This window comes from Serratia sp. TSA_198.1, assembly GCF_052686505.1.
The window spans coordinates 16,179-35,462 of the sequence record NZ_JBQZFP010000010.1 but is presented as its reverse complement, the minus strand read 5'-3'; the positions used below and the strand labels follow the sequence as shown (position 1 = coordinate 35,462).

Genomic DNA, 19,284 nt, shown 5'->3' with positions numbered 1-19,284 from the left:
CCAATTAGAGCGTTATTGTCCTTAAAGAGTGGAATATAGCCCCATTTTTAGCCAATTAAATCCACTTTATCATCCATCCCAACCGACAATACTGCCGCTGGAGCTCATCATGAACCATCCTTACCGTCTTCCAGACCCCGCTCCCGATCCGCAGCGCTGGATTATCCTGTTCTCCGTCTGCCTGGCGGGGTTGATTATGCCAATTAACTTTACCGGCCCGGCAGTCTCTTTACCCGCTATCGCCGCCAGCCTGGGCGGCAGCGTAGTCGCCCTCAGTTGGGTCACCAACGCCTTTATGCTGACCTTTGGCTGCAGCCTGATGATTGCCGGCGCACTCGCCGATCGCTTTGGCCGCAAACGCGTGTTCATCAGCGGCCTGGCGGTGCTTACCCTAAGCTCGATGGTTATGCTGATGGTGCAAGATATCATCGCCTTTGATGTGATTCGTGCGCTTCAGGGTATTGCCGCCGCAGCGGCGTTTGCCGGAGGAACCGCCGGCCTGGCTCAGGTATTCGATGGCGCAGAACGCGCCAAAGCCTTCAGCCTGTTGGGAACCACCTTTGGCATCGGCCTGGCATTTGGCCCGCTGCTGGCCGGTTTTTTGGTACAGCATTTTGATTGGCGCGCGATTTTTATCAGCGTGTCGCTGTTCAGCGCCATCGCCCTGTTCGCCGGTATACGCTATATGCATGAGTCGCGCGATCCCGCAGCGGCCAAACTCGACTGGCCTGGCGCGACCACCTTTACACTGGCTCTGACATTATTGACTTATGCCGTACTGCAAGCCCCCGACAGCGGTTGGGGCAGCCGTGAAGTCATCGCTCTGTTCAGCGGCGCGCTGCTTTTCATGATTGCCTTTGTCGCGATCGAGAATCGCGTGCGCAGGCCGATGCTTGATCTGTCTTTATTCCGCTATCCGCGCTTTGTCGGCGTACAGTTTCTGGCGGCCGCCCCAGCCTATTCCTACGTGGTGCTGCTGGTTTTACTCCCGCTGCGCTTTATTGGCATCGAAGGTTACGGCACCCAGGAGGCGGGTATCGTTATGTTCGCACTCTCGGCGCCAATGCTGGTATTGCCTGTGCTGGCAGGCATGTTGGCGCACCGGGTTTCCGCCGGTATCATTTCCAGCCTGGGTTTACTGATCTGCGCCTTCGGCCTGCTATGGCTGGCGCAATATGTGCCGGGGAAACCCTTCGTGCTATTGATTCTGCCGCTGTTGACCATTGGCTGCGGCATCAGCTTGCCCTGGGGATTAATGGACGGCCTGGCAGTCAGCGTGGTGCCGAAGGATCGCGCAGGCATGGCTACCGGCATTTTTAGCACCGTCCGCGTGGCGGGCGAAGGTATCGCACTCGCCGTGGTGGGTGCGTTGTTGGCCACCCTGGTTGAACAGCATCTACCGGGCTCTCCGCTGGCCAATGCGGCCGCCGGCGCCCATCGGCTGGCAATGGGCGACCTGCAACAAGCGGCGGCACTGCTGAATGCCGATACTGCGGCCTTGAAACAGAGCTACGAAGCCGCATTTCATAACCTGCTGTATATTCTGGCGTTAATGACGGCGATTTCCGCAGGCATCGTTTTTATTTTCCTGCGTCATGCCTCACCCCCGCCGATCACGCATCCACAGACCACAGACGCAAACTCACTTGTCGAGAGATCGACGGAGTAACAGCACATCACTGGGTTCCGACAAAACCTGTTATTTCCTGTGCCTCCAGCGTGCTGACCAGCGTCAGAAATGGCGGATGCTGCAGAAAACCGGTGATTTGCTCGGCCTTTTTCGCGCCTATCCCGGTCATTTTTCGCCACTCTCCTACGGGGAGTTGCCGTATCTGATGCCAGCTTTTCAGCGCCGGCGTTTGTTGCAGGCTCAGCGGCACGCCTAAGGCTATCAGCCAGCGAGCAAACGGCTGTTGTCGCGCCAGCTGAAATTGCCGGTGGATGCTACGTCCGCGTTTATCACCGATGCCGGGCGCTGACATCAGTTGCTCCGGCGTCAACACCAGCCAATCCAGTAAGTGCCGCACCAGCCCCTGATCAATCAGCACCTGCCAGGTGGATTCACTGACGCCGTGCAGGCCGAGTCCCTGTGGGCCACCCAACCACACCAGCCGCGCCAGAAACTGCTGGCGACACTCCGGCAGCCAGGTAAAGCAACTCAAAGCATGGTAGCGATCGGCAGCCGGCGCACTGGGCTCGATTCTTTCTGTGGTCCGCCAGGCCACTTTATCCAGACGCGGGATCCCGTGCCCCATCAGGCTAATAGCCACCTGGTCACCTGGCACAACCGCCCACTGCCGCCAGCGGGGCAGCGATCCCAGGTTAACCCGCGAGACCCATTTATCATCCATCCTGATAGGATCAAGTTTCAGCACCGCGGCAATCTTTCCGGTACGGCCTACACTGAACTCGACATCATTGACCCTGGCGACCTGCTGCACCGGCGGATATTTCCAGGCAACCGCCCAATCGCCGGGCTTTGCCTGCCAGTAGCGCCCTTGCGGTGAGCGCGCCTGATGAATCACCACGCCATCCGTGACGAAGGGCAATGCTTCGCGATACCAATGCTCACGCCATTGCCGCACGTCGTCCAGTGAACTCACGGGCTGTGAATAAGCCAACGCGAGAGGGAATCCCATTGCGGCAAGCTGCTGCAAACGCTGAGTCATTTCCTGCGGGCCATCCGGCCATGCCCAGACAAACAGACCTATCTGTTGCAAGACCGGCGAAAGCCGGTTTTTCATCAGCGCACCGGCTACCGTGGATCGGGCATTGATGCCACCATGAATCTTTTGCTGATGACCGTTCACCATCAGAAAGAGTTCGCCCTGCAGAATCAACGTCGGCGGAGCGCCCTTCACCGTCGCCGGTATCGCCGGAATAGCCCGCACCTTTTCCAGCCAGTTTTCCCCCTGTAGCCCGTTTCCCCGGCTGACCGCTGCCGCCAGTTCCCCATCGCGATACACCAAAGTAATAGCGACGCCGTCCACCTTTGGCTGAACCCAGACATCGCTGCGGCCTCGCAACCATTGGCCCACGGCTGCAGGATCCGCCAATTTATGCAGCCCGGTGTGCGCCACCGGGTGAGGCGTCTTGCCCGCCGGTAAAAGCGGACTGGGCTCCTCGCCCCTTTCCAGCCCGGCGCAACGGTGCCACAACTGCAGCTTTTGCCGCAGGCTGTCGTAGACCTCATCCTCAATCAAACTGTCGCCCTGTTGGTAATAAGCCACATCCCAGCGTTCAAGCTGGTTTTTTAACGTGGTTATCTCCAGTTGCAGCCGCTCCGGTCGCCACGCCGGACAACTTTCTGCCCGCAGCGCACCGCAGAACATTACCCCGACCAACAGCGTCATCCCGACCCGTATTCCACATTTTCGCATAGCGCACCTCCCTGATAACCGGCAGTAAAACCGGGTAGCGGCGCCTTGGCAACGGCCAGTTTTCCGAACTGCCTAGCGGCTCGAGAAAGGGTGACTGCGTTACATGAAATCGCGGAAATTTACCGATCCGCTGCGCAAATCCGCCGTTTAGCGGTTTTTTCAGCACAAAGCGGCGGGCAAAATGCGAGCTAACGCTGCACCCGGCGCGTTAGCCGTGTATACTGTGCGGAGAAAATACACATCCGCTGTTATTGGCACATCAACCGCTATCAACGAACATCATCATGGCTCAAGGCACGCTTTTTATTGTCTCTGCCCCCAGTGGCGCAGGGAAATCAAGTCTGATTCAGGCTTTGTTAAAGACGCAACCGCTGTACGACACGCAGGTTTCGGTTTCGCACACCACGCGCGACAGCCGCCCGGGTGAACATCACGGCGAACATTATTTCTTCGTCTCAAAAGATGAATTCCGCCGGATGATTGAGCAGGATGCGTTTCTTGAGCATGCCGAAGTGTTCGGCAACTATTACGGGACCTCACGCGCCGCCATTGAGCAGGTGCTGTCGACCGGCGTAGACGTCTTCCTGGATATCGATTGGCAGGGCGCACAGCAGATCCGCGCTAAAATGCCGCAGGCGCGCAGCATCTTTATTTTGCCGCCGTCGAAAGATGAACTTGGCCGTCGCTTGCGTGGCCGCGGGCAAGACTCCGAAGACGTGATCGCCAAACGCATGGCGCAAGCCGTAGCGGAGATGACGCACTACGCGGAGTATGATTATTTAATCGTGAACGATGATTTCGATCTGGCCCTGTCCGATCTGAAAACCATTATTCGCGCCGAGCGCCTGCGTTTAGGCCGGCAATTACTGCGGCATGACGCTTTAATCAGCAAACTATTGGCAGACTGAAGACAGTTTCAGTATTATGCCCAGTCTTTTCGTCACCTGTGGAGTAGCACAAATATGGCACGCGTAACTGTTCAAGACGCTGTAGAGAAAATTGGTAACCGTTTTGACCTGGTGTTGGTCGCTGCTCGTCGGGCACGTCAAATCCAGACTGGCGGTAAAGATGCACTTGTTCCGGAAGAAAACGACAAGTACACCGTTATCGCTCTGCGCGAAATCGAAGAAGGCCTGATCACCAGCCAGATCCTCGATGTTCGTGATCGTCAGGAGCAGCAAGAGCAGGAAGCCGCAGAAATTCAAGCGGTTACCGCAATTGCTGAAGGTCGTCGTTAATTAGACTGCGAGTCTGCCTTGTACCTGTTTGAAAGCCTGAATCTGCTGATTCAACGTTACCTGCCTGAGGAGCAGATTAAGCGCCTCAAACAGGCATACCTCGTTGCACGTGATGCTCACGAGGGACAGACACGCTCCAGCGGTGAGCCCTACATTACTCACCCGGTCGCCGTGGCCTGCATTCTGGCGGAAATGCGTCTCGATCATGAGACGCTGATGGCAGCGCTGCTGCATGACGTCATCGAAGACACCCCGGCCACCTACCAGGATATGGAACAACTGTTCGGCAAGAGCGTCGCTGAACTGGTTGAAGGCGTATCCAAGCTCGACAAGCTGAAGTTCCAGGATAAGAAAGAAGCCCAGGCGGAAAACTTCCGCAAAATGATCATGGCGATGGTGCAGGATATCCGCGTCGTGCTGATCAAGCTGGCCGACCGCACGCACAATATGCGTACCCTGGGTTCGCTGCGTCCTGACAAACGTCGGCGTATCGCGCGTGAAACCCTGGAAATCTACAGCCCCTTGGCCCATCGCCTGGGTATTCACCACCTGAAGACCGAGCTGGAAGAGCTGGGTTTTGAGGCGTTGTACCCGAACCGCTACCGTGTAATCAAAGAAGTGGTGAAAGCCGCTCGCGGTAACCGTAAGGAGATGATCCAAAAGATTCTCTCCGAGATCGAAGGCCGATTGAACGAAGCCGGCATTCCTTGCCGCGTCAGTGGGCGAGAAAAGCATCTGTATTCCATCTACCTCAAGATGCACCTGAAAGAACAGCGGTTCCATTCGATTATGGACATCTACGCGTTTCGGGTGATCGTGAAGGAAGTCGATACCTGTTACCGCGTGCTGGGCCAGGCCCACAGCCTGTATAAACCGCGCCCGGGCAGGGTCAAAGACTATATCGCCATTCCCAAGGCCAACGGCTACCAATCGCTGCACACATCCCTGATCGGCCCTCACGGCGTGCCGGTTGAAGTGCAGATCCGTACCGAAGATATGGATCAGATGGCAGAAATGGGGGTGGCCGCGCACTGGGCTTATAAAGAAAAAGAACAGGGCGAAACCGGCACCACCGCGCAAATCCGCGCCCAGCGCTGGATGCAAAGCTTGCTGGAGTTGCAGCAAAGCGCCGGCAGTTCATTTGAATTTATCGAGAGCGTGAAATCCGATCTGTTCCCGGATGAGATTTACGTTTTCACCCCGGAAGGCCGCATCGTTGAACTGCCTGCGGGCGCAACGCCGGTCGACTTCGCCTACGCGGTGCATACTGATATCGGTCATGCCTGCGTTGGCGCCCGCGTCGATCGCCAGCCCTATCCGCTGTCGCAGTCGCTGAGCAGCGGTCAGACGGTGGAAATCATCACCGCACCGGGTGCCCGACCAAACGCCGCCTGGCTGAACTTTGTCGTCAGTTCGAAAGCGCGCGCCAAAATCCGCCAGATGCTGAAAAACCTCAAACGCGATGACTCGGTCGGCCTCGGCCGCCGCTTGCTGAACCATGCGTTGGGCGGTAGCCGCAAACTGGCAGAAATTCCACCGGAAAATATCCAGCACGAGCTGGATCGCATGAAGCTGGCGACCCTGGACGATCTGCTGGCTGAAATCGGCCTCGGCAACGCCATGAGCGTGGTGGTGGCAAAAAACCTGCAGGGTGACCAATCCAATCTGGGCACCTCCTCCGGGGTTCGTAACCTGGCGATCAAGGGCGCAGACGGCGTGCTGATCACCTTCGCCAAATGCTGCCGGCCTATTCCGGGCGACCCGATCATTGCCCACGTCAGCCCGGGCAAAGGGCTGGTGATCCACCATGAATCCTGCCGAAACATCCGCGGCTACCAGAAAGAGCCTGAGAAATTCATGGCGGTAGAGTGGGATAAAGATATCGAGCAGGAATTCATCGCCGAGATCAAAGTGGACATGTTTAACCATCAGGGTGCGCTGGCCAACCTGACGGCGGCCATCAACGCGGCCGAGTCCAATATTCAGAGCCTGAATACCGAAGAGAAAGACGGCCGGGTTTATAGCGCCTTTATTCGCCTGACCACCCGCGATCGCATCCATCTGGCAAATATTATGCGTAAAATCCGTATCATGCCGGATGTGATTAAAGTTAACCGTAACCGAAATTAGCGCCTATGAGCCCTGAACGCTATGCGCGGATTTGTGAAATGCTGGCAACCCGGCAGCCGGATCTGACGGTCTGCCTGGAACAGGTACACAAACCGCATAACGTCTCCGCCATTATCCGCACCGCCGACGCCGTCGGCGTGCACCAGGTGCATGCCGTGTGGCCGACCTCACGCATGCGCACCCTGGTTTCCTCCGCTGCCGGCAGCAACAGCTGGGTCAACGTAAAAACCCACCGCACCATCTCTGACGCAGTGACCCACCTGAAAGATCAAGGTATGCAGATTCTGGCGACCCACCTTTCCGCCCGCGCGGTTGATTTCCGCGAGGTGGATTACACCCGCCCAACCTGCGTGCTGCTGGGCCAGGAAAAAACCGGTATCACCGAAGAAGCGCTGGCCTTGGCCGACCAGGACATCATCATTCCGATGATCGGCATGGTGCAATCCCTCAACGTGTCGGTCGCCTCCGCCTTGATCTTGTACGAAGCGCAGCGCCAACGCCACAACGCCGGTATGTACCTGCGCACCCACAGCGCGCTGGACGAAGAAGAACAGCAACGCCTGCTGTTCGAGGGCGGTTACCCGGTGCTGGCCAACGTCGCCAAGCGCAAAGGGCTGCCGCGTCCGCAGATTGACCAACAGGGCCAGGTGGTCGCCGACACCGAATGGTGGGCAACCATGCAGGCAACGGTACGCCGATGAAAGGCCGCCTGCTGGACGCCGTCCCTCTCACCACGCTTTCCGGGGTTGGAGCCAGCCAGGCGGGCAAGCTGGCCAAAATTGGCCTGGAAACCATTCAGGACCTGCTGCTGCACCTCCCGCTGCGTTATGAAGACCGCACCCGTCTCTATCCGATCAACGATCTGCTGCCGGGCATTTTTGCCACGGTGGAAGGCGAAGTGCTGCGCAGCGATATCAGTTTTGGCCGTCGGCGTATGCTGACCTGCCAAATCAGCGACGGTACCGGCTTGCTCACCATGCGTTTCTTTAACTTCAACGCAGCGATGAAAAACAGCCTGGCCGCAGGCCGACGCGTGACCGCTTACGGTGAGATCAAACGCGGTAACCACGGCGCAGAAATCATCCACCCGGAATACCGCATTCAGGGGGAAAGCAGCGAGGTTGAGCTGCAAGAATCACTGACGCCGGTTTATCCGACCACCGAAGGCATCAGGCAGGCCACGCTGCGCAAGCTGACCGATCAGGCGCTGGAGCTGCTGGACACCTGCGCCATCGCCGAACTGCTGCCACCGGAACTCAGTGGCGGGCTGATGAGCCTGCCGCAGGCACTGCACACACTGCACCGCCCGCCGCCGGATATCCAGCTGGAAGATTTGGAACAGGGCAAGCATCCGGCGCAAAAACGCCTGATCCTGGAAGAGCTGCTGGCGCATAACCTCAGCATGCTGGCGGTACGTGCCGGCGCGCAGAGTTATCAGGCGCTGCCGCTGATGCCGGATGACTGTCTGAAACAACAATTTCTCGCCGAATTGCCGTTCTCGCCGACCGGCGCGCAAGAGCGCGTGGTGGCCGATATCGAAGCCGATATGCAAAAAGGCTTCCCGATGATGCGGTTGGTACAAGGTGATGTCGGCTCAGGCAAAACGCTGGTAGCAGCGCTGGCGGCGCTACGCGCCATCGCCCACGGCAAACAGGTGGCATTGATGGCGCCCACCGAACTGCTGGCCGAACAACACGCCAATAACTTCCGCCAGTGGTTTGAACCGCTGGGGCTTGAAGTCGGCTGGCTGGCCGGCAAGCAAAAAGGCAAGGCACGCATTGCTCAGCAGGAAGCGATCGCCAGCGGAAAAGTGTCGATGGTGGTCGGTACGCACGCCATCTTCCAGGAACAGGTACAGTTTTCCGGCCTGGCGCTGGTGATCATCGACGAACAGCACCGGTTTGGCGTGCACCAACGGCTGGCTCTGTGGGAAAAGGGCGAGGAGCAAGGCTTCCATGCCCACCAGTTGATCATGACCGCCACGCCAATCCCACGCACGCTGGCAATGACCGCCTATGCCGATCTCGATACCTCGGTGATCGACGAACTGCCGCCAGGCAGGACGCCGGTCACCACCGTCGCCATTCCTGACACCCGGCGCGCCGATATTATCCAGCGGGTAAAAAGCGCCTGTATGGAAGAAGGCCGGCAGGCGTACTGGGTCTGTACGTTGATCGAGGAGTCGGAGTTGCTGGAAGCGCAGGCGGCAGAAGCCACCTGGGAAGAGTTGAAGACTGCGCTGCCCGAACTGAAAGTCGCTCTGGTTCACGGCCGCATGAAAGCACAGGAAAAGCAGGCGGTAATGCAGGCCTTTAAACAGGGTGAGTTACAGCTGTTGGTGGCAACCACAGTGATCGAAGTGGGCGTCGACGTACCGAACGCCAGCCTGATGATCATCGAAAACCCGGAGCGGCTTGGATTGGCGCAACTGCATCAGTTGCGCGGCCGCGTTGGCCGTGGCGCTGTGGCATCGCATTGCGTGCTGTTGTACAAAACCCCGCTGAGTAAAACTGCGCAGAAACGTCTGCAGGTACTGCGCGACAGTAACGATGGCTTCGTGATTGCCCAGCGCGATCTGGAAATTCGTGGCCCAGGCGAGCTGCTTGGGACGCGCCAGACCGGCAGCGCGGAGTTCAAGGTGGCCGACTTGTTGCGCGACCAGGCAATGATACCGGAAGTGCAACGCGTCGCCCGTCATATTCATCAGCAGTACCCGGAACATGCCCGCGCCCTGATTGAACGCTGGCTACCGGAGAAAGCGCGCTACTCCAACGCCTGACCCTCAGCCATAGACAAGGGCGCCAATGGCGCCCTTGCTTTACCTCTCGAACGTTACTCAGCCCACCGCCGGGAACACCGGCAACAGCAGATACAGCTTAATCACGATCGCATTGGCGATATCGATAAAGAACGCCCCCACCATCGGCACCACCAGAAACGCCAGATGCGAGGGACCGAAGCGATCGGTAATCGCCTGCATATTGGCGATCGCCGTTGGCGTAGCGCCCATGCCAAAACCACAGTGGCCCGCAGCCAGTACCGCCGCATCGTAGTTTTTACCCATCACCCGGTAAGTGACGAAAATCGCGTAGAGCGCCATCACCAGTGTCTGCACAACCAGAATGGCCAGCATCGGCAGCGCCAGCGACGCCAGCTCCCACAGGCGCAGGCTCATCAGCGCCATGGCCAGAAACAGTGACAGGCTGACGTTCCCCAGCACCGACACCGCCCGTTCGAACACGGTGTAAAAACCGCTGAACGCCAGCGTATTGCTGAGGATCACGCCGACAAACAGCACGCAAACAAAGTTTGGCAATTCAAACACCGTGCCATTCAACAGGCCGGCAATAAACTGGCCCAGGCTCAAGCAGATGGCGATCATCGCGATAGTTTCGATCATCACCAAGGACGTGATCAGTCGACCACTTTCCGGTTTTTCAAAACCGCTCGGTTGCACGCTATCTTCCGGTGTGCCCTCCGGCGTAGAGGAGTGTTTCACCAGGTAACGCGCCACCGGACCACCGATCAGGCCGCCCAGCACCAGGCCGAAAGTCGCACAGGCCATCGCCACTTCGGTCGCGTTTTCAAACCCATAGCGCTCGATAAACAGCTTGCTCCAGGCTGCGCCGGTACCATGACCGCCGGATAGCGTAATTGAACCGGCGATCAGACCCATCAGCGGATCCAGACCCAGTATTTTCGCCATGCCGATGCCAATGGCGTTCTGCACCAGCAGCAGGCCCAGCACCACAAACAGGAACACCATTAGCGCTCTGCCACCCGCGCGTAGCCGCGCCAGGTTGGCATTCAGGCCGATGGTGGCGAAGAAGGCCAGCATCAACGGGTCTTTCAGCGACATATCGAAGCTGATTTCCCAGTTAGCGAACTTTTTCAGGGCTAACAACAAGAGCGCCACCAGCAAACCACCGGCGACAGGTGCGGGAATAGTGTATTTTCGCAACAGCGGAATGCTTGTGACGCATTTGCCCCCAAGGAGCAAAACCAGCGTTGCCGCGACTAACGTGCCATAAGTATCAAGATGAAACATCCGGGTACTCCCTGTAACGGAAAAGATCCAATAAGAAATAATAAGTTATAGAAAACCGCTTAGTTTTTAAAACTTGATGAGGGTGGGATTAGAAGTAAAAAATGCTGAGAAGACAAGAAAAAATGAACAAAAATACGACATAAGCATTGATAACCCCGACGTAATATTAGGGCGCAACCGTTTGCTTTTGCGGGGTGGATCATTAAAATGCCTGCTTTGCCGTTTCTGGAAATGTCACATCATGACCATGCCATCCACCGAGCTTGATGCCGTGCAAAAAGCCGCCGTAACTCCCCACACCAGCGAACTGATTTATCGCCTGGAAGACCGCCCGCCGCTGCCGCAAACGCTGTTTGCCGCCGGTCAGCATCTGCTGGCGATGTTCGTGGCGGTAATCACCCCGGCTCTGTTGATCTGTCAGGCGCTCGGTCTGCCGACACAGGATACTCAGCACATTATCAGCATGTCGCTGTTTGCCTCCGGTCTGGCCTCCATTCTGCAAATTAAAACCTGGGGACCCATCGGTTCCGGCCTGCTGTCGATTCAGGGCACCAGTTTCAACTTTGTTTCGCCACTGATTATGGGCGGGCTGGCGCTGAAGAACGGCGGTGCCGACGTCCCCACCATGATGGCCGCGCTATTCGGCACGCTGATGGTCGCTTCCTGCACCGAGATCTTGCTCTCCCGCGTGCTGCACCTGGCGCGACGCATCATCACCCCGCTGGTCTCCGGAATTGTGGTGATGATTATCGGGTTGTCGCTGATTCAGGTTGGGCTGACCTCCATCGGCGGCGGTTATGCCGCGATGAGCGGAGGCAGCTTCGGCGCACCGAAAAATCTGCTGCTGGCCGGCGCGGTATTGGCGGTGATTATTCTGCTTAACCGTCAGCGCAACCCGTACCTGCGCGTCGCCTCGCTGGTGATCGCCATGGCGGTCGGCTACCTGCTGGCCTGGGCGATGGACATGCTGCCGGCAAGCCAACCGGCTCCGCAAACGGCGGCAGTCACCCTGCCGATCCCGCTGTATTACGGCCTGGGCTTTGACTGGAGCCTGCTGCTGCCGCTAATGCTGATCTTTATGGTCACCTCGCTGGAAACCATCGGCGACATCACCGCTACCTCAGACGTGTCGGAACAGCCGGTCAGCGGCCCGCTGTATATGAAGCGCCTGAAGGGCGGCGTGCTGGCCAACGGCCTGAACTCGATGCTGTCGGCTGTGTTCAACACCTTCCCCAACTCCTGTTTTGGTCAGAACAACGGCGTGATCCAACTGACCGGTGTTGCCAGCCGTTACGTCGGTTTTGTGGTGGCGCTGATGCTGATCGCGCTGGGCTTGTTCCCGGCAGTGGCCAATTTCGTGCAACATATTCCTGAGCCGGTGCTTGGCGGCGCTACCCTGGTGATGTTCGGCACCATCGCCGCCTCCGGCGTGCGTATCGTGTCACGCGAAAGGCTGAACCGCCGCGCGATCATGATCATGGCGCTGTCGCTGGCCGTCGGTATGGGCGTTTCTCAGCAACCGCTGATCCTGCAGTTCGCACCGGATTGGCTGAAAACCCTGCTCTCCTCAGGCATTGCCGCCGGCGGCATCACCGCTATCGTGCTCAACCTGGTGTTCCCGCACGAACACGAGAAGCCATAATCCGCCGCGCTGCCTGCCACAAACGGCCACTTGCGGCCGTTTTTTATTGCCTATCAGACCATTGCACTTGAGATGCCCGGCCAATTGCGGCATAAACAGGGTATCTTTTTTGACCGACGCGGATGTAGACGATGAAATTTATCGGAAAACTGTTGCTGACGTTGCTGCTGCTGGTAGTGCTTGCCATTGTGCTGTTATACGTCGTGGGGCAAACCGGCTGGGCGGCGGGCTGGCTTAGCCGTTGGATCAGCGACAACAGCGAATATCGCCTGTCGGTGGCAAAAATCTCGCACTCATGGAATCAGCCGGGCCAAATCAGCCTGGAAGACGTCCAACTGGCCAAAAATAACCAGCCGCAGGCGTTGGTCGCCAAACGGGTAGATCTCGGCCTGAGCCTGCGCCAAATCACTGAACCGCGCTATTTTCACAGCGTAACGCTGCGCGACGGCACGCTTACCGTTCAGCCGCAAGCCGCGACACTGCCGGTGCAGGCCGATGTGTTGCAGTTGAGCAATATGGCGCTGCTGTCCCGCGATGAAACCTGGCAGCTCAATGCGCAGCAGGTCAATGCCGGCATTACGCCCTGGCAACCCAAAGCCGGCCATCCGCTGGGAGAAAACAATCAGTTCCAGTTCAGCGCCGGCTCGATGACGCTGAACGGTATCCCGGCTTCGCAGGTGCTGGTACAGGGTGAACTTAAACAGAACCAGCTGAAGCTCAACAACTTCGGTGCCGATCTGGCTCAGGGTGACCTGACCGGGGTTGCCAGCCGTGCCGCCGACGGCAGTTGGCAGGTGGAACGCCTGCGGCTGAGCGGTGTGCGCATGCAAACTCCGCTGACGCTGGCCGAATTCTGGCAACGCTTTACCGCCCTGCCACCGGTCACTCTCAAACGTTTTGATCTGATCGACGCGCGACTGGAAGGCAAGGAGTGGGCGTTCAACGATCTCGATCTGTCGCTGCAGAACATCACCTTCCAGCAGGGCGACTGGCGCAGCGAGGACGGTTCGCTGAACTTCAACGCCAGCGATCTGATCAACGGGGGTTTCCACCTGATCGACCCGATCATGAATATGCGGCTTTCACCGGCCGGTATCGCCATTCAGCAGTTCACCAGCCGCTGGGAAGGCGGATTGTTGCGCACCTCCGGCAACTGGCTGCGCGCCAACAATCGCCTGCAACTGGACGAAGTGGCCGTCGCCGCACTGGAATACACTTTACCGTCAGATTGGCGCGCACTGTGGCTGAAACCGCTGCCGCACTGGCTGGCGGAGGTTTACGTCAACAAGCTGACCACCAATCGCAACCTGATCATCGATATTAATCCGGACTTCCCGTTCCAGATCACCGCGCTGGACGGCTACGGCGGAAATCTGCTGTTGGCGCGTGACCACCAGTGGGGCATTTGGTCCGGCACGCTGAACCTGAACGGCAGCGAAGCCACCCTCAACAAGATTGACATTAGACGCCCATCGCTGGCGCTAAACGCTAACGACGGGCAGATCAACGTCACCGAGCTAAGCGCCTTTATGCCAAAAGGATTACTGGAAGCCAAAGCCACGGTCGAACAGCTGCCGGGCAAACCCTTTACGCTGTCGTTGAACGGCCGCTCGGTGCCGGTGAATACTTTGCAGCAATGGGGATGGCAGTCGGTTCCGCTGGAAGGTGACGGAAATCTGCAGTTGCAGTTGAAAGGGTTGCTGAACAGCGATGGCCCGTTTAAATCTTCACTTAAGGGCGAACTGCAGGCCACCGCCGGCGATGGCCGTACGGTCGACCAACAGTTACCCTAGGCTTTCACGCCCTCTTCCCAGGGAAGAGGGCCGATAACTCAGCTTTCTATCGCCTCAGAGCCGCCCTGATCCAGGGGCGCGTCCGACTCGGCCGGCAGCACCATATAAGTGCCTTCAAATATCGCGCCTTTATCGTCGTCACCGAACAGATGCACCTCCGCTTGCACCCGTGCGCGGCGGCCCCGCGCCAGACGTGCCAGATCGCCGCTCAACGAACTGAGATCCGCCACCGCGCGCGGTCTGCCGGTGATAGGTTTGCTGTAGCGGATATGCGCATCTGCCAGAATAATGGTGCCGCCCAGATGGCGCTCACGCAGCAGCAGCCAGATAAGCCCCCAGGCGGTCAGCGTGGCCAGAGAGAACAGGCTGCCGGCAAACAGCGTATGATGCGGGTTCTGATTGCCAATCTCCGGCATGGTGGTGACGAAACGCTGACCGGTATACTGGCTGATGCGCACCCCCATTTTCTCGCTGAGCGGGATATGATCGTACCAGGCCTGCTGCAGCTGGCCGCACCAATCGGGGCGATGCAGAATATCGTCCAGCGTGGCCACCGGCTTAATCATCAGGAAGTGGCGGATAGGGGTGGTTTGCGGCGCGGTGATCTCGCCCTGATTGACGAAACCCAGCTTGGCAAAGAACTCCACCGCATCCTCACGGGCGCTACACACCACCCGCTTTACCCCTTCCTGACGTGCCACGGACTCCAGCGTCATCGCCACCAGCGTGCCAAGGCCTTTGTCCTGCACCGTAGGGTCTACCGCCATAAAGCGGATCGCCGCCTCGTTGTCGGCATTGATATACAACCGCCCGATAGCGACAATTTTACCGCCCTCATCCACCACCATCTGATGGTGCGCCATGGCGTCGTAGGCATCCTTTTCCGAACCCACCGGTTGGTGCAATGGCTTGCGCAGCATTTCCCAACGAAACTGGTAATAATCCTTCAGCTCTTGTTCTGTTACGGGTACTCGTAGGTGATACATAGACGCCTTCTCTCTCAAAATACTTAGACTTGAAGCCAAAACGTCACCGGCCCGTCGTTCACCAGCGCCACTTGCATGTCGGCGGCGAACTCCCCGGTCTGTGTTTCTACACCGCGTTCGCGGCACTGGCCAACAAAATATTGATACAACCGATCGGCCTCCTGCGGTACTGCACCACGTGAGAAACTCGGGCGCATGCCTTTTTGGGTATCGGCCACCAGCGTGAACTGCGAAACCACCAACAGACTGCCTCCCGCCTGCTGGACATTGAGATTCATCTTGTCGTTCTCGTCGCCAAAGATGCGATACCCCAGCACGCGTTCACACAGGCGCACGGCTTTTTGCTCGTTATCGTCCTGCTCCACGCCCAATAACACTAACAAACCGGGGCCAATCTTGCCTATCGTCTCTCCCTTGACCGTGACGCTGGCGTTTAACACCCGTTGTATTAACGCAATCATAACTGCCCTTCTTGTGTCTGATCCTGTTGCTCCGTCTTTTGCCGGCGGTAGTCACGGTATTCTCCGAGGGTAACGGTGATTTCCGCGCCGAGTAACACGATACACCAGCTCCAGTAGACCCACAGGAATAAAATCGGGATCACCGCCAGCACGCCGTATATCAGCTGATAAGACGGGAACATGGTGATATACAGCGCAAAGCCCTTCTTGCCGAGCTCAAACAATACCCCGGCCACCAGCGCGCCGATCAGCGCATCTTTGGGTGGCACACGCACCGTTGGCACGATGCAATACAACAGCCAGAATGATACCCACGACAGAATTAACGGGAAAATTCGCAGTACCTGATCCACTAGGCTGTTAACACCGGTCTGCGCCAGCCAATTGAGCGACAGCAGATAGGAGCTGATAGCCATGCTGGCACCTACCAACAGCGGCCCCAGAGTCAGCACCATCCAATACACCGCAAACGAGAATACGATTGGCCGTTTGTTCTTGCTGCGCCAGATAGTATTCAGCACGCTGTCCACCGAGGAGATCAGCAGCAGCGCGGTGACAATCAGCCCGCAGGTACCGACGGCGGTCATTTTGTTGGAGTTGGTGACAAACTGCTCCAGATAACTTTGGATCACGTTGCCGGCGGCAGGCATGAAATTAGAGAAGATAAAACTTTTCAACTGGACGCTGATGTCGGAAAACATCGGGAACGCGGCAAACAGCGCGAACACCACGGTAATCAGCGGCACCAGCGACAGCAGGGAAACATAGGCCAGATGGCCCGCCAGCATGGTCAGGCCATCGTTATCGACGCGTTGGAACAACAGCCGCCCGAAGGTGACGCTGGGTTTGATCGCAGAAGACAACTTTTTACGGCGGAAAAACGACATGGTCACTCCTTGATGTCAGTTTGTACGCCTTAAGCTTAACCCTTCGCAGTCATTGGGCAAAATAAGCCGGCACCACGTTACGGTCGGTCACGTGCACCGTTTTGATTCCCAGCGCCTGTGCGGCGGCGACGTTATCCGGGTGATCGTCGAAGAACACTGCGGCTTCCGGCGGCGTATTTTCGGCGTTGAGTACGTGCAGATAGATGTTGGCGTCCGGTTTGCGCATGCCGATGTCCTGAGACAGGTACAGATGATCGGCGGCCTCGGCCACTTCCGGATAATGCTGCGGCCAATAGTTGCAGTGCAGACGATTGGTGTTCGACAACACCACCACCCGGTGACCTTCGCTGCGCAGGCGCTTCATGATATCGATCACCTCCGGACGCAGGGCGACAAACACCGCCTGCCAGCCGGTAGCGAACTGCTCAAAACTGAGGGCGATACCCATTTCATCACTTAGCCGTTCGGCAAAATCTTCGTCGCTGATTTCACCGCGCTCATGCTGCTGGAACAACTCACCCAGGGTGAAACGCTCGGACAATACCGCCAGCGGCGTGCCACTCAAATTGCTCCATACACCCAGTACACGTTTGAAATCGATATCGACAATCACATTACCTAAATCAAAGATATACAACATAGTCCTCTCCTGATGGGCCGGTGAGATTTCACTGTAGCGGGAAAAGGGGGGGCTGAACAGAGAGCCGACGGAAAAGCGCATAGCGCACGGCAGAAATGGGGAAAGGCAGAGGAAAAAACTCAGGGCGCAGAACGCGCCCTAAGCATAGAACACTCAATCAGCGATTAAGCGTCTTTAGGACCGCGGCTTGCACGCTTACGATCGTTTTCCGTCAGGTGACGTTTACGAATACGTACGGACGTTGGCGTTACTTCTACCAGTTCGTCATCATCGATGAATTCCAGAGCTTGCTCCAGAGACATCTTGATAGCCGGAACCAGAGTAGTGGCTTCGTCAGTACCGGAAGCACGCATGTTGGTCAGCTTCTTACCGGTCAGGCAGTTTACGGTCAGGTCGTTGGAACGTGAGTGAATACCGATGATCTGGCCTTCATACACTTCCGCACCGTGACCCAGGAACAGCTTGCCGCGATCTTGCAGGCCGAACAGGGCGAACGCTACCGCTTTACCCTGGCCGTTGGAGATCAGCACGCCGTTCTGACGCTGGCCGATTTCGCCCTGGCGTACATCGTCGTAGTGGCTGAAGGTGGAGTACAGCAGACCGGTACCGGAAGTCATGGTCATGAACTCGGTACGGAAGCCGATCAGGCCACGCGCAGGGATCAGGTAATCCAGGCGAATACGACCTTTGCCGTCTGGGATCATGTCCTTAACGTCACCTTTGCGCTCACCCATGGCTTGCATGACTGAACCCTGGTGCTGTTCTTCGATATCCAGCGTCACGTTCTCGAACGGCTCTTGCATGCGGCCATCGATTTTACGGTTGATAACTTTAGGACGGGAAACCGCCAGCTCGAAACCTTCACGACGCATGTTTTCGATCAGAACCGACAGGTGAAGTTCACCACGGCCCGATACGCGGAATGCGTCAGCATCTTCGGTTTCTTCAACGCGCAGTGCCACGTTGTGCACCAGCTCTTTGTTCAGACGGTCGAGGATCTGACGTGAAGTCACGTACTTGCCTTCTTTACCACAGAACGGAGAGGTGTTGACGTTGAAGTACATGGTTACGGTCGGTTCATCAACAGACAGTGCCGGCAGCGCTTCAACGGCGTTGGTGTCGCAGATGGTGTCAGAGATGTTCAACTCGCCCAGACCGGTGATAGCGATGATGTCGCCAGCTTCAGCCACGGCAGCTTCGATACGTTCCAGACCCATGTGGGTCAGAACCTTAGCGACTTTACCGTTACGGGTTTTGCCTTCGCTATCAATGATAGTGATCTGCTGGTTAGGTTTAACCTTACCGCGCTTGATACGGCCGATACCGATAACGCCAACGTAGTTGTTGTAGTCCAGCTGAGAGATCTGCATCTGGAACGGCGCTTCGAGCTCAACCTGCGGCGCAGACACGTGGTCTACGATCGCCTGATACAGCGGGGTCATGTCTTCCGCCATCTCGTTGTGGTCGGTGCCCGCGATACCCATCAATGCAGAAGCATAGATGATTGGGAAGTCGAGCTGCTCATCGGTCGCGTCGAGGTTAACGAACAGGTCGAAGACCTGATCGACAACCCAGTCAGGACGTGCGCCCGGACGGTCAACCTTGTTGATTACCACGATCGGCTTCAGACCATTAGCGAAGGCTTTTTTGGTCACGAAGCGGGTTTGCGGCATTGGGCCATCCATTGCATCCACAACCAGCAGCACCGAGTCAACCATTGACATCACACGCTCAACCTCGCCGCCGAAGTCGGCGTGTCCTGGGGTATCCACGATGTTGATGCGGTAGTCTTTCCAATTAATGGCGGTGTTTTTTGCGAGGATGGTAATCCCACGCTCTTTCTCCAAATCGTTGGAGTCCATTACGCGTTCGGTGGCTTCTACACGCTCTCCGAAAGTACCGGATTGTTGCAGCAGCTTATCAACCAGGGTGGTTTTACCATGGTCAACGTGGGCAATAATGGCGATGTTACGCAAATTTTCGATCACAGCTTTGCCTCAGGCATTAGAAATAGCGCGCTATTGTACACGTATTAAGCGAGGTACTAAACAAGATCACAACAGTCTCTTATAAACAACT

At 57.3% G+C, this 19,284-nt stretch carries 15 protein-coding genes; 8 read left to right on the top strand and 7 right to left on the bottom strand.

What is annotated here, in order from left to right; genetic code table 11:
* The first annotated feature begins 109 nt into the window (after window positions 1–109).
* On the top strand, window positions 110–1,669 hold the full coding sequence (locus ACUTSW_RS23975) for an MFS transporter (protein WP_445585515.1): 1,560 nt from the start codon (window positions 110–112) through the stop codon (window positions 1,667–1,669).
* Between the two features lie 7 nt (window positions 1,670–1,676).
* On the opposite strand, the gene ligB is transcribed toward ACUTSW_RS23975, so the two are convergent.
* The gene (ligB, locus tag ACUTSW_RS23970; protein ID WP_445585542.1) at window positions 1,677–3,353 is read right to left on the bottom strand and encodes an NAD-dependent DNA ligase LigB; all 1,677 of its coding nucleotides are present in this window, start codon (window positions 3,351–3,353) and stop codon (window positions 1,677–1,679) included.
* Window positions 3,354–3,664: 311 nt separating this feature from the next.
* On the opposite strand from ligB, the gene gmk reads away from it, so the two are divergent.
* Genes gmk through recG form a run of 5 tightly spaced genes read left to right on the top strand, consistent with a single transcriptional unit; the run spans window position 3,665 to window position 9,527 of the window.
* On the top strand, window positions 3,665–4,288 hold the full coding sequence (gene gmk, locus ACUTSW_RS23965; protein ID WP_004953384.1) for a guanylate kinase: 624 nt from the start codon (window positions 3,665–3,667) through the stop codon (window positions 4,286–4,288).
* A gap of 54 nt (window positions 4,289–4,342) precedes the next feature.
* Window positions 4,343–4,618 carry a DNA-directed RNA polymerase subunit omega gene (gene rpoZ, locus ACUTSW_RS23960; RefSeq protein ID WP_004953385.1) on the top strand — a complete coding sequence of 92 codons (276 nt, stop codon included), beginning with the start codon at window positions 4,343–4,345 and terminating at the stop codon, window positions 4,616–4,618.
* A gap of 18 nt (window positions 4,619–4,636) precedes the next feature.
* Entirely contained in the window at window positions 4,637–6,748 is a 2,112-nt protein-coding gene (gene spoT, locus ACUTSW_RS23955; RefSeq protein ID WP_006320163.1) for a bifunctional GTP diphosphokinase/guanosine-3',5'-bis pyrophosphate 3'-pyrophosphohydrolase, read from the top strand.
* Window positions 6,749–6,753: 5 nt separating this feature from the next.
* The gene (trmH, locus tag ACUTSW_RS23950) at window positions 6,754–7,449 is read left to right on the top strand and encodes a tRNA (guanosine(18)-2'-O)-methyltransferase TrmH (protein WP_445585514.1); all 696 of its coding nucleotides are present in this window, start codon (window positions 6,754–6,756) and stop codon (window positions 7,447–7,449) included.
* On the top strand, window positions 7,446–9,527 hold the full coding sequence (recG, locus tag ACUTSW_RS23945) for an ATP-dependent DNA helicase RecG (protein ID WP_445585541.1): 2,082 nt from the start codon (window positions 7,446–7,448) through the stop codon (window positions 9,525–9,527). Before trmH ends, recG begins: the two co-directional genes overlap by 4 nt.
* Before the next feature lie 57 nt (window positions 9,528–9,584).
* Here the strand turns inward: recG and gltS are convergent, their stop codons facing one another.
* Entirely contained in the window at window positions 9,585–10,796 is a 1,212-nt protein-coding gene (gene gltS / locus ACUTSW_RS23940; protein WP_445585513.1) for a sodium/glutamate symporter, read from the bottom strand.
* A gap of 241 nt (window positions 10,797–11,037) precedes the next feature.
* On the opposite strand from gltS, the gene ACUTSW_RS23935 reads away from it, so the two are divergent.
* Window positions 11,038–12,438, top strand: coding sequence for a nucleobase:cation symporter-2 family protein (locus tag ACUTSW_RS23935; RefSeq protein WP_445585512.1), 1,401 nt, complete (start codon window positions 11,038–11,040; stop codon window positions 12,436–12,438).
* 131 nt (window positions 12,439–12,569) lie between these two features.
* On the top strand, window positions 12,570–14,231 hold the full coding sequence (locus ACUTSW_RS23930) for an AsmA family protein (RefSeq protein ID WP_445585511.1): 1,662 nt from the start codon (window positions 12,570–12,572) through the stop codon (window positions 14,229–14,231).
* Between the two features lie 38 nt (window positions 14,232–14,269).
* Here ACUTSW_RS23930 and fabY read toward each other — a convergent pair whose 3' ends face one another.
* The 5 genes from fabY to typA form a co-directional block, all read right to left on the bottom strand.
* The gene (gene fabY / locus ACUTSW_RS23925; RefSeq protein WP_013815043.1) at window positions 14,270–15,217 is read right to left on the bottom strand and encodes a fatty acid biosynthesis protein FabY; all 948 of its coding nucleotides are present in this window, start codon (window positions 15,215–15,217) and stop codon (window positions 14,270–14,272) included.
* A 23-nt stretch (window positions 15,218–15,240) separates the two neighbouring features.
* Complete coding sequence (gene dtd / locus ACUTSW_RS23920) at window positions 15,241–15,678, bottom strand: D-aminoacyl-tRNA deacylase (RefSeq protein ID WP_445585510.1); 438 nt, start codon at window positions 15,676–15,678, stop codon at window positions 15,241–15,243.
* Entirely contained in the window at window positions 15,675–16,565 is an 891-nt protein-coding gene (locus ACUTSW_RS23915; protein ID WP_445585509.1) for a virulence factor BrkB family protein, read from the bottom strand. The genes dtd and ACUTSW_RS23915 overlap by 4 nt, the downstream gene beginning before the upstream one ends.
* Window positions 16,566–16,614: 49 nt before the next feature.
* Complete coding sequence (yihX, locus tag ACUTSW_RS23910; protein WP_004953418.1) at window positions 16,615–17,205, bottom strand: glucose-1-phosphatase; 591 nt, start codon at window positions 17,203–17,205, stop codon at window positions 16,615–16,617.
* A 164-nt stretch (window positions 17,206–17,369) separates the two neighbouring features.
* Entirely contained in the window at window positions 17,370–19,193 is a 1,824-nt protein-coding gene (typA, locus tag ACUTSW_RS23905) for a ribosome-dependent GTPase TypA (protein WP_006328953.1), read from the bottom strand.
* Between the last annotated feature and the right edge of the window lie 91 nt (window positions 19,194–19,284).